The organism is Paenibacillus helianthi (genome assembly GCF_001909055.1).
In the GTDB taxonomy this organism is placed as follows: Bacteria; Bacillota; Bacilli; order Paenibacillales; family Paenibacillaceae; genus Paenibacillus_AQ; species Paenibacillus_AQ helianthi.
The window spans coordinates 564,807-576,429 of sequence record NZ_LVWI01000001.1 but is presented as its reverse complement, the minus strand read 5'-3'; the positions used below and the strand labels follow the sequence as shown (position 1 = coordinate 576,429).

11 protein-coding genes are annotated in these 11,623 nt (G+C 50.2%); 10 read left to right on the top strand and 1 reads right to left on the bottom strand.

All coding sequences use genetic code 11. The features are described from left to right. The first annotated feature begins 72 nt into the window (after positions 1 to 72). The 9 genes from def (at position 73) to spoVM (ending at position 9,274) form a co-directional block, all read left to right on the top strand. Complete coding sequence (def, locus tag A3844_RS02540) at positions 73 to 558, top strand: peptide deformylase (protein ID WP_074101679.1); 486 nt, start codon at positions 73 to 75, stop codon at positions 556 to 558. A 5-nt stretch (positions 559 to 563) separates the two neighbouring features. Continuing rightward, positions 564 to 1,502: a methionyl-tRNA formyltransferase gene (gene fmt / locus A3844_RS02535; protein WP_074106504.1), complete on the top strand. Its 939-nt coding sequence runs from the start codon at positions 564 to 566 to the stop codon at positions 1,500 to 1,502. Beyond that, positions 1,499 to 2,995 (top strand): 16S rRNA (cytosine(967)-C(5))-methyltransferase RsmB, encoded by a 1,497-nt coding sequence (rsmB, locus tag A3844_RS02530; protein ID WP_083606647.1) that lies wholly within the window; start codon positions 1,499 to 1,501, stop codon positions 2,993 to 2,995. Before fmt ends, rsmB begins: the two co-directional genes overlap by 4 nt. 195 nt (positions 2,996 to 3,190) lie before the next feature. Then, positions 3,191 to 4,231 (top strand): dual-specificity RNA methyltransferase RlmN, encoded by a 1,041-nt coding sequence (rlmN, locus tag A3844_RS02525; RefSeq protein ID WP_074101681.1) that lies wholly within the window; start codon positions 3,191 to 3,193, stop codon positions 4,229 to 4,231. Positions 4,232 to 4,237: 6 nt separating this feature from the next. Next, positions 4,238 to 5,014, top strand: a complete 777-nt coding sequence (locus tag A3844_RS02520; RefSeq protein WP_074088601.1) for a Stp1/IreP family PP2C-type Ser/Thr phosphatase — start codon at positions 4,238 to 4,240, stop codon at positions 5,012 to 5,014. Then, positions 5,011 to 7,209, top strand: coding sequence for a Stk1 family PASTA domain-containing Ser/Thr kinase (pknB, locus tag A3844_RS02515; RefSeq protein WP_074106503.1), 2,199 nt, complete (start codon positions 5,011 to 5,013; stop codon positions 7,207 to 7,209). The genes A3844_RS02520 and pknB overlap by 4 nt, the downstream gene beginning before the upstream one ends. 123 nt (positions 7,210 to 7,332) lie before the next feature. Continuing rightward, positions 7,333 to 8,238, top strand: a complete 906-nt coding sequence (gene rsgA / locus A3844_RS02510; RefSeq protein WP_074088603.1) for a ribosome small subunit-dependent GTPase A — start codon at positions 7,333 to 7,335, stop codon at positions 8,236 to 8,238. A 4-nt stretch (positions 8,239 to 8,242) separates the two neighbouring features. Continuing rightward, positions 8,243 to 8,911 (top strand): ribulose-phosphate 3-epimerase, encoded by a 669-nt coding sequence (gene rpe, locus A3844_RS02505; protein WP_074106502.1) that lies wholly within the window; start codon positions 8,243 to 8,245, stop codon positions 8,909 to 8,911. Between the two features lie 282 nt (positions 8,912 to 9,193). Beyond that, positions 9,194 to 9,274 carry a stage V sporulation protein SpoVM gene (gene spoVM, locus A3844_RS02500; protein ID WP_020431362.1) on the top strand — a complete coding sequence of 27 codons (81 nt, stop codon included), beginning with the start codon at positions 9,194 to 9,196 and terminating at the stop codon, positions 9,272 to 9,274. A 101-nt stretch (positions 9,275 to 9,375) separates the two neighbouring features. Here spoVM and rpmB read toward each other — a convergent pair whose 3' ends face one another. Next, entirely contained in the window at positions 9,376 to 9,564 is a 189-nt protein-coding gene (rpmB, locus tag A3844_RS02495; RefSeq protein ID WP_019911441.1) for a 50S ribosomal protein L28, read from the bottom strand. Positions 9,565 to 9,755: 191 nt separating this feature from the next. Between rpmB and A3844_RS02490 the strand changes: the two genes are divergently transcribed. After that, on the top strand, positions 9,756 to 11,534 hold the full coding sequence (locus A3844_RS02490; protein WP_074106501.1) for a DAK2 domain-containing protein: 1,779 nt from the start codon (positions 9,756 to 9,758) through the stop codon (positions 11,532 to 11,534). Positions 11,535 to 11,623 lie beyond the last annotated feature (89 nt).

The window sequence follows — 11,623 nt, the reverse complement described above, 5'->3', positions numbered from 1 at the left end:
ATAGAGCTGAAGCGAGCTTAGATTGATTAGAATTAGATATACTATAGAAATGTTCAAGGACGGTGTGTTTGTATGGCTATAAGGCTGATCGTGAAAGAACCGGATGAAGTGCTGCACAAGACGGCAAAGACAGTGACGAAAATAACCCCGAATGTTCAAAAACTGCTGGATGACATGGCGGATACCATGTATGACGCGGAGGGTGTTGGACTGGCTGCCCCGCAGGTTGGCATTTTGAAACGACTTATCGTAGTAGATGCCGATGAAGAACATGGATTGATCCAGCTGATCAACCCGGAAATTGTCAGCATGGAAGGAGAGCAATTCGGACCGGAAGGCTGCCTGAGCATACCGGGTTTAAATGGGGATGTGCGCCGTGCAGAGACCGTGACTGTTCGCGGACTTGACCGTGAAGGCAATGAGGTAACAATCACTGGGAGCGGCTTGCTGGCCCGGGCGTTTCAGCATGAGATTGATCATCTTAACGGGGTGCTGTTCACGGATATTGCCGAGAAGGTGTATGAGTATATAGCTGAACACAGCGAAACTGAGGAGTGAAGGATATGAAGATAGTGTTCATGGGAACTCCGGCTTTTGCGGTGCCTTCTCTGCAAATGCTGCTGGAGCAGGGCTATGAGGTTGTCGCAGTTGTCACCCAGCCGGATCGCCCGCAGGGACGTAAAAAGACACTGACGCCTTCTCCGGTGAAGGAAGCGGCTCTGGCTCTGGGGCTGCCGGTCCTGCAGCCTGAGCGGATGCGGCGTCCTGAGGCCGTGGCTGAACTGGCAACCTATGAGCCGGATCTGATTGTTACGGCAGCGTACGGACAGATTTTGCCTAAATCGGTGCTGGATCTTCCAAAGTTCGGTTGTGTGAACGTCCATGGTTCGCTGCTGCCGAAATACCGGGGCGGTGCTCCAATTCAGCGCTGTATCATTAATGGGGAAAAGGTAACCGGCGTTACTCTGATGTATATGGCAGAAGGCCTCGATACTGGTGATATGATCTCGCGCGTAGAGGTTCCCATTGAAGATACGGACACCTCGGGAACTTTGTTTGAAAAGCTTAGTCTCGCCGGATGTGAGCTTCTCATGAACGAAATGCCAAGGCTTATTGTTGGCCGCGTGCAGGCAACTCCTCAGGATGATAGTGAAGCCACCTACGCTCCAAATCTCAGCAGAGATGATGAACGGATTGACTGGAATGCGAATTCGTTTGATATCTATAACCGTATTCGCGGGTTGGTGCCGTTCTCTGGTGCTTTTACACTTTGGAACGGAGAAACATTCAAGATATGGGCTGCGCATAAACCTGACGGGAACAGTGTTAATAATCAAGCAGTACCAGGTACGGTGCTTGCGGTGAGTGACGACGGAGTTGAAGTGGCAACTGGTGATGGTAGTCTGCTGCTTACCTCAGTTCAACCGGCAGGTAAAAAAGCCATGACTGCAGCTGACTTTAGCCGCGGTGCTGTGATGAAGCCCGGGACGGTGCTGGGTTGAGCGCGGGGAATGGCGGCACGGACCGCAAAGGACCACAAGGGAAGCTTGACGGCGGTAACGGAGAGGCAAGACCAGCACGAAGCAGCAAAGGGAAAGGAAGCAACGGCAGGAATTCCCGGTCAGGTGCTCCGGGTACCCGGGCAGCCGATTCTGCCCGGGAAGTGGCGCTCGATATTCTTGTCCGTGTGGAGCAACAAGGAGCTTACAGTAATCTGCTGCTGAACAGCAGCTTGCAGAAGTCCACGCTTGGCCGTGAAGATACAGGACTGGCAACGGAGCTCGTATACGGCAGTATCTCACGGCTAATTACCTTAGACTATGTACTCAATGGCTTCGTAAGCAAAGGCATAGCCAAGCTCGAGCCTTGGGTCCGCAATTTGCTGCGTCTAAGCTTGTATCAGATCATGTATCTGGACCGTGTCCCGTCCCATGCAGCTGTCAACGAAGCGGTAAATATCGCTAAGAAACGCGGTCATCAAGGGATATCAGGAATGGTGAACGGGGTACTTCGGAGCGTGCTGCGTGCCGGAGAGCTTCCGGTTTTGCCAGGGAATCTAAGCCGCGAAGAACGCATTTCCGTACTTCATTCCCATCCTTTGTGGATGGTAAAACAATGGGCTGCACAGTATGGGTTGGATGCCGCTGAAGCGATGTGTGCCGCGAATAATGAACCTCCAGCGTCCAGTGTTCGCGTGAATCTTACGATGATTTCCCGCGATGCTCTGCTTGCGCAAATGGTTGAGGCAGGACTGGAAGCTTCTCCTTCCCAGCTTAGCCCTTATGGCATTATTATCAAGGGCGGCGGCAATCTTGCGCTCAGTTCCTGGTACCGCGATGGCTATTTGTCGGTACAGGATGAGAGTTCAATGCTGGTAGCTGAAGCAGTTGCACCTGGACCCGGCATGAGAGTGCTTGACTGCTGCGCCGCTCCTGGCGGCAAAAGCGCCCATATGGCTGAGCTGATGAAGGACGAGGGGTTCATTTATGCAAACGATCTGCATCCGCACAAAGCACAGCTGATTGAAGATCAGGCAAAGCGGCTTGGACTCGATAGCATTGGTACTGGCAGCAGTGATGCACTTCAGCTTGGGCAGAAGTTTGAGCCGGAATCATTTGACCGCATTCTGCTGGATGCACCTTGCTCCGGACTTGGAGTGATCCGCCGCAAACCGGATCTCAAATGGCGCAAACAGCCGCAGGATGTATCCAGTGTGGCTGCACTGCAGGCAGAGTTGCTGCAATCCGTATCAGGATTATTGAAGCCCGGAGGGATTCTGGTCTACAGCACCTGTACAACAGAACAGGCAGAGAACAGCAGAATTGTAGCTGAGTTTCTTAAAAATAACCCCGGCTTTAGTTCTGTAACCTTTGACTCCCCTGTATGGGAAAGAGTCGGGGGGACCGCGCTATCCGAGGGAGAAGGAATTCAGCTGCTTCCTCAGCATTACGGTAGTGATGGTTTCTTCATTTCCCGGCTGCAAAGACTCTTGTAAAATAGCAGTTCCGTAAGACATTTTCCGGTCTCCCGCCCGCTGGTCTTTATGCGTGGCGGGCTTTTCTTTTACCGTCTCTGAATTTTGTGTTAAAATAGGAAGAATGAGAAATAATACGCATATCATTAAAAAGAATGGTTTGGTGCGTATTCTGCTGAATTTCTATATCTTAAGAAAGTACAGGTGCTGAATCTAATGAAACCTTTAATATATGATTTTTCTCTGGAAGAGTTGCAGCAGTGGGCCAAGGATAACGGAGAGCCCGCTTTTCGCGGCGGCCAGATTTTTGACTGGCTGTACGTCAAACGGGTGAATGATTTTGAATCCATGAGCAACCTGTCCAAGGCACTGCGTGCCAAGTTGGAAGAACAATTCCGCATCACAGCTCTGACAGAGATCACGAAGCTGGAGTCCAAGGATGGTACTGTGAAATTCCTCTTTGGACTGCATGATGACCATGCGATAGAGACTGTTATTATGAAACACAATTATGGCAACAGCGTGTGTGTAACGACGCAGGTTGGCTGCCGGATAGGGTGTACATTCTGCGCCTCTACACTTGGTGGTCTTAAACGCGATCTGACCGCAGGCGAAATTGTGGCCCAGGTCGTCCGCTCCCAGCAGATTTTGGATAGCCGCGGTGAGCGGGTCAGCAGCATTGTCATCATGGGAACTGGTGAACCTTTTGAGAATTATGACGCTACTATGCGGTTCCTGCGTCTGATGATCCATGAGAAAGGCCTGAATATTGGACAACGGCACATCACAGTTTCTACCAGCGGGATCGTGCCTAATATATATAAGTTTGCAGACGAAGATACCCAGATCAATCTGGCCATTTCGATACATGCACCCAATGATACACTTCGGTCCAAGCTGATGCCGGTTAACCGGCGCTACCCTTTTGATGATGTAATTGAGTCCCTGCGGTATTATCAGGCTAAGACAGGCCGCCGGATCAGCTTTGAATATGCATTGATTGGCGGTGTTAATGACCAGAAGGAGCATGCAGAGGAGCTTGCAGGAGTGCTGAAGACTATGCTTTGTCACGTGAATCTGATTCCCGTGAATCATGTGCCTGAACGCAAATATGTAAGGACTTCTCGCAATGATATATTTGAATTTCAACGTATTTTGGCTGACCACGGTGTTAATGTAACCATCCGCCGTGAGCAGGGCCATGATATAGCGGCCGCATGCGGACAGCTGCGCGCCAAACATATGGAGTTGGGGTGAGGATATTTGATCAGAACAGTTCATGCCAGCGACATTGGCCGGGTACGTACCGTCAATGAGGATTCAGTCTGGATCGGCGTGACACGCAGCGGTTATACCCTCGGCATTATTGCCGATGGAATGGGCGGACACTTGGCTGGCGACACTGCGAGCCGTCTTGCTCTGGAGACAATAAAGAATGCCCTGGACGGGCTTCAGCCTGATCTTCCGGAGGAAGAACTTCAGGGTGCGCTCACTGCTGCCATCTATGAGGCCAACAGTGCAGTCCACAATGAGGCTTCCAGCGATGAGAAGTACCATAACATGGGCACGACTGTCGTTGTTGTTCTTCTGAAGGGTCCGACCGGATATATCGGCCATATCGGGGACAGCAGAGCCTATTTAATTAAGGATGGAGCAGCCGTGCAGTTAACCGATGATCATACGCTGGTCAATGAGCTGTTCAAGAACGGCCAGATCAGCCTCGAAGAACTCGACAATCATCCGCGCAGAAATGTTCTGACCAGGGCGCTGGGAACGGATGCCGAGGTTACGGCTGATCTTGCACCTGTTCATCTGTCACAAGGGGAACTTTTGCTTCTGTGCAGTGACGGCCTGAGCAATTTCGTCAGCCAGGAGCATCTGGGCAAAGTGGCAGGAATTCATGAAATATCCCTGGAAGAAAGAGCGGACCGTTTACTTCAGCTGGCTTTGCTTGCCGGCGGTGGCGATAACATTAGCGTCGCTATGCTAGAACATCAAGGAGTGGCCGCTGTGCCCGAAACAAAGGAGTGGGATAAATGATCGGTCACGAATTGGGCGGCCGTTACCAAGTTATCGAACGGATTGGAGGAGGAGGAATGGCGCTCGTCTATAGAGCCCATGATATCCTGCTTAACCGGAACGTAGCGATCAAAGTTTTACGAAACCAGTTTGTACATGACGAGGAATTCATCCGCCGTTTCCGGCGGGAGGCGCAATCTGCTGCATCCTTGTCTCATCCGAATGTGGTCAGTATCTATGATGTAGGACAAGAAGATGAAATTCATTATATTGTTATGGAATATGTAGAAGGCAAGAACCTGAATGAGATTATTAAAGAACGTGCCCCGCTCCAGGTAGATGAATCTATCCGTATAGCATCTCAGATATGCGACGCGCTGGACCATGCGCACCAGAATCAGATTATCCATAGGGATATTAAGCCCCACAACATTCTGATCGGCCGCAATGGACGAGTTAAAGTTACGGATTTTGGAATTGCCCGGGCAGTTACGTCCACTACTATAACCCAGACAGGCTCTGTAGTCGGATCGGTGCATTATTTCTCGCCAGAGCACGCCAAAGGGGTAGCGACGGGGGAGAAGTCCGATCTGTATTCCTTAGGGATTGTCCTTTACCAGATGCTTACCGGAGTACTACCTTTTTTGGGCGAAAGCCCGATCAGCGTAGCTTTGAAGCATTTGCAAGAGGAGTTTGAAGAACCCCGGCTTCTGAATCCGCTGATTCCGCAAAGCGTGGAGAATGTTATTTTAAGGTCTATGCGCAAGAATCCGGAGGAGCGGTATCAGTCCGCCAAAGAAATGCTAAAGGACTTGGAAACCTGTCTGCTGCCGGAACGGCGAAGCGAATCCAAGGCTCAGTTCCATGATGAAGAGGATGAGGACAGAACCCGTGTTATTCCGGCGATCCGGCCGATGCAGCGGGGGCTTAACAGCCGTGGTGGCGGAGAAGACCGGATGAGGCGTGATGAAGAAGAAATGCCGCGAAGCTCCGCCAAACGGAAACGGGGACGTCCAGTGCTCTGGATCAGCCTTACTTTACTGCTTCTGCTCGCAATGGGTGGCCTGGTTTGGTATGTGAACGACAAGTTCGACGTAGGTGAAGTGGCGGTTCCTACGGTGACTGACATGTCCTTTGAAGCAGCCAAAGCGGAGCTCGCCAAGGTAGGGCTTACCGCAGAAGAACCACCAACAGAAGCATATAATGCAAATAAAGAACCCGGTATTGTATGGAAGCAAAGTAAAGAGCCGGATACCATGGTCAAAGAGGGCACTTCTATAGCTCTTACCGTAAGTATTGCCAAGGAGCTGCCTGCGATGATCGATTTAACGGGCAAACCTAAAGAGGATGCAGAAAAGCTGCTGATCGCAGAAGGTGTGGAACAGAGCCGGATTACAGAGGATCCACGCTTTAGCGCGGACTTTGCTGAAGGGCAGGTCATAAGCACAGAGCCGGCCACGGGTAGTCCTTACGATCCTGAGACAGCAACGATCAAACTGATTGTCAGCCAGGGACAAGAGACAACACCTATACCAGATCTCAAAGGACATACCAAGGAAGATGCACAGGCTATGCTGGAGGCAGCCGGTCTTGTTCTTGGTGAAGTTAAAGAGGAATCCAGCTTCTCTGACGAAAAAGGTATAGTCATAAACCAATGGCCTTATGAGAAAGGGGATACGGCTTCACCGGGTGAGAAGATCAATATTACGGTAAGCACAGGTTACCCTCCAGAAGCCTTGGAATATACGTTCAAAGTGCCGGTAGCCCCTTCGCTCGAAGGTAAAAAGACTAAAATCCGCATTATTTATGCTGATGCCCGCAAGGATGGCGAGAACCAGGAATGGGGAACCCGAACAATAGCCAAAAGCCAGAATCTGTCGGTGAATTTATTGCTTGCTCCCAATAAGGACGGCTCTATCTCTGTCTACCAGGATGGTGACTTCATCGCAACCTACACCATTAAATATTCAGACGCCAAAAATGGAACCGTACCTGATCCGGAGCCACCGGTTCAGCATACCCCTGAGCCGACTCAGGCCCCTACAGACGTCCCGGCTTCTGCCGATCCGACGGTAGAACCGGAGATTTTGCCTCCTTCTAATGGAGATGGCAACACTGGTGCAGGGAATCAGACCGGATTGACGACAGATAATGCCGGCAATGTACAGACAACTTCGAACAAAGACAAAGTTAAGGATAAGGGAAAAAGCAAATAAATGGATATAAGCTGCAGCAGTACAGAAGGTATTCCTGAGCTGCTGCAGCTGGCAGAATGACCCGGGAGCTTTTAGCAGACTTGGGTCATTTGTGCAATATCAGGAGAGGACGGCTCATGATGTATGCCTGAAGGAATTATAATCAAAGCATTAAGCGGTTATTATTACGTTAAGCCGCTCCGTGAAGGATTGATTGCTACTGAGGAAGAGGCTGTGCAATGCAGGGGGCGGGGAATCCTCAAGAAGAAAGGGATTGCTCCGCTTGTAGGAGACCGGATTAAATATGTTCTGACCGAAAATGGGGAAGGCATGGTCGATGAGCTGCTTCCAAGGGAGTCCGAGCTGATCCGTCCGCAGGTAGCCAATGTCAAACTGGCGGTGCTTCTATTCTCCGTACGCGAGCCGGACATGAACCTGAATCTCCTCGATAAATTTCTGGTTCACATTGAGCACTCCGGTCTGGAGACCCTCATTGTGCTGACGAAGCAGGATCTGGCTGACGATGAGGGAGAAGCCACAGCGCTTGTCAAAGCGCTGTACGAGCGCATAGGTTACGAAGTGATGGTCACCAGTTCGCTTACTGGCTCCGGCAGCGATGAGCTGCGGAACCGTCTGGCTGGAATGATCAGTGTCTTCTCCGGCCAATCGGGTGTCGGTAAGTCTACACTGCTGAACCGCCTTGTCCCTGGCCTTGAACTCGAAACGGGAGAGATCAGTCTTCGATTAGGCCGAGGACGCCATACTACCCGCCATGTGGAGTTGATGGATATCGGCAACGGCGGTTTTGTAGCTGATACACCCGGCTTCAGCCAGTTGGATTTTCTGGAACTGGGCGTGGAGGAGTTGTCCACCTGCTTCAGGGAATTTGCTTCGTATGCTGAGAGATGCAAATTCCGCGGCTGCAGCCATCTGCATGAACCGGGCTGCCATGTCATTCAAGCTGTGAATACGGGAGAGATCGCAGGCAGCCGGTATGACCATTACAAGCTGTTTTACAATGAAATGAAAGATAAAAAGCGGAGGTACTAACCCTATGATAACAATCGCACCATCGATACTATCAGCCGATTTTGCCGCACTGGGTGCGGAGGTTGCAGAAGCCGAAGCCAGCGGCGGAGACTGGATTCATGTGGATGTCATGGACGGCCATTTTGTGCCGAATATTACCCTTGGACCCCCGATTGTAAAAGCAGTAAAAGCACACACAACGTTGCCGCTTGATGTCCATTTGATGATTGAGAATCCGGAGCGTTATATCCCTGAGTTTGCAGCCGCTGGAGCAGGCATTATTACAGTGCATGCCGAGGCTTGTGTTCATCTTCACCGAGTAGTGCACCAGATCAAGGAGCTTGGTCTAATGGCTGGTGTGGCGATTAATCCGGGTACAGCCGCAGCAGCTGTAAGAGAGGTACTTGAAGATGTAGATATGGTGCTAGTAATGACTGTGAACCCCGGTTTCGGAGGACAATCGTTTATACCGCACACGGTGAAGAAGATCCGCCAGATCCGGGAATGGGCCCGGGAAGTAAATCACACCTCTCTGCGGATTGAAGTAGATGGTGGTATCGCCAAAGAAACCGCTCCGCTCGTTGCTAGAGCAGGTGCGGACGTTTTGGTGGCCGGAAATGCAGTGTTCGGACACAGTGACCGTGCTGCTGCGATCAAGGCCATTCGAGAAGCGGCTGAGGCAGCCCTGCGTTAAACGTAAGCGACACATTTGATCTAATGGTATAGGCCAAGTTACTGACGCATAAATATGGTTACATGAGCAGAAGCCTCATGTAGCCTTTTTTTGAATATTCGAAAGTGTATGTTCCGCTATAACCTTTAACTTTCTATTTTTTGAGAAACAAAAACACCGCCTCTTTCGGAGGACGGCAAAATCGTTTCTTCTTATTCAATAAGGGAGGTCTGCATTCGTTACGTTAGCGGCACGCCAGGAAAGTCTCCTACCGTACGGCATGAATTGATGGGAGGGTTAATGATGAAATTTTACACGTTCAAGCTGCCAAGATTTTTGGGAGGTTTTGTTAAAGCGATTTTGAACACGTTTCAGAAAAGTTGAAGACGGAATAGAAAAGAAAACATGAAAAAAAGCACCTTACATATGTAAAGGGTGCTTTTTGCTTCATATGAGATATCGCTAGGTCTTAGGATAATCCAAGACTAAACGCGTTCAACTTTGCCGGCTTTCAAAGCACGGGTGCTGACGTACACGCGTTTCGGTTTGCCGTTCACGAGGATACGGACCTTCTGAACGTTAACTCCCCAAGAGCGACGGTTGCGGTTGTTCGCATGCGATACATGGTTGCCGCTGCCCGGTTTCTTGCCAGTTACAGTACATTTGCGGGACATAGATTACACCTCCTTGTTACTTACACCTGCGTAAAACAATACTTAAATATAATATCACAGCAAAATTTGCTTCGTCAACCGCTTCAAAAACATTTATTTCTTTTGGCTCTTATAGTACAATATAAATTAGTGTATTATGTCCAGTTAATCATAGAATTGATTAGGCATGAAGTTAGGAAGGGGAATTCTCATTGAGTAAGCGTTCTATAAACGGAACAGATTTTACCGCAATGGTACTCGCCGGAGCGGAGAAGCTGCAGCAGCATGCAGAGCACGTCAATTCCCTGAATGTATTCCCGGTACCAGACGGTGATACGGGAACCAACATGAATTTGACGATGACTGCAGGCTCGAACGAATTGAAGAAAAATAATACCGCCTCCGTTGGCCAATGTGCAGGAGTATTGTCTAAAGGTCTCTTGATGGGCGCACGGGGGAATTCCGGCGTTATTTTGTCACAGCTGTTCAGGGGTCTTGGACGGTATGCAGCCCAATACGATGAATTGAACACGCAGCAGTTCGCAGCAGCGCTGCAGACTGGGGTGGATACAGCCTACAAAGCGGTAGTCAAACCGGTAGAGGGAACGATACTTACAGTTGCCAAGGAAGCTGCCAGACATGCCGTCTACTATGCCCGGCGCACGACGGATGTAACCGAACTGATGACTGAGGTTCTGGCCAAAGCCAAAGAAGCGTTAGCCAATACTCCGGAGCTTTTGCCTGTTCTTAAGCAGGTAGGGGTAGTCGATTCCGGTGGTCAAGGGCTGGTATACATTTATGAGGGCTTCCTTCAACATTTGATGGGAAATGGAAGCATAGCAGCACCCGCTACTGCGCAAGGACAAGCTCCTGCTCCAGCTGCGGCACCGGCAGTGCTGACCAAACATGACAATGTATTGTCCTCCGTGCAGTCCTCTGCACAATCCCAGCTGTCTACGGAAGACATTGAATTTTTATACGACATGGAGTTTTTTATCAACCGGTTGCTCGGGAATTCTATAAAAGCCAATTTTGATGAGGAATCTTTTCGGAAAGCGCTGGCAGTGAATGGTGATTCGATTATCGTCATATCGGATGATGAAACCATCAAGGTGCACGTACATTCCAAGACTCCGGGCGAAGTGCTGAATCTGGCGCTCCAATACGGTGAAATTACGCAAATTCATATCCTTAACATGCGCGAGCAGCACCGTGATCTTCTATCCGCCGGAATGGATATTGCACCTATGCCAGAGGTGTTTGCAGATATTCCTAAGGAAGAGAGCAGTGTGCAGGCACCTGCGGTTCCACCCGCGGATGATATGGCCCTGTACGGATTCATTGCCGTGTCTTCGGGGGAAGGCATCTCTGATATCTTCAGAAGCCTTGGGGTAGATGCTATTCTATCCGGCGGACAGACGATGAATCCGAGCACCGAGGATTTCGTTAATGCGATCTCATCCATTTCTGCGAAACATATTTACATCCTGCCTAACAACTCGAACATTGTGCTTGCCGCCCAGCAGGCCAAGGAATTGCTCGAAGGCGAACGTGACATTACCGTTATTCCAAGCAAAAGCATCCCGCAGGGAATTGCTGCCGCCTTTGCTTTCCAGGAGGACGATGCGGTGGACACGAATACAAGCAACATGCTGGAAGCAATCTCCCAGGTAAAATCAGGGCAAGTCACCAATGCGGTCCGTGATACGGTGATCGAGGAACTGGAGATCAAATCCGGACAGTATATCGGGATATCCAACTCGAAGATTGTATCCGCTGCCGATGATCTGCTGGAGGCAAGCCAGGCGCTGCTCACAAGCATGCTTGTGAACGGTGATGAGATTGTCACCATTCTGACCGGTGCTGAAGCGGAGGAGAAGGTTACGGAATCACTGGAAAACTGGCTTGAACAAACCTTCCCGCAGGTGGAAGTTGAGGTCCATGAAGGCGGCCAGCCGCTGTATTATTACCTTTTCTCCGTCGAACCGTAGGCCTACACTTACTCCTTATATAGTCTTAAGCAGAATCAGCTGTAGCGTCCTTAACCAAGGCTGCCGTTATGTCTGCCAAATCATAGTTT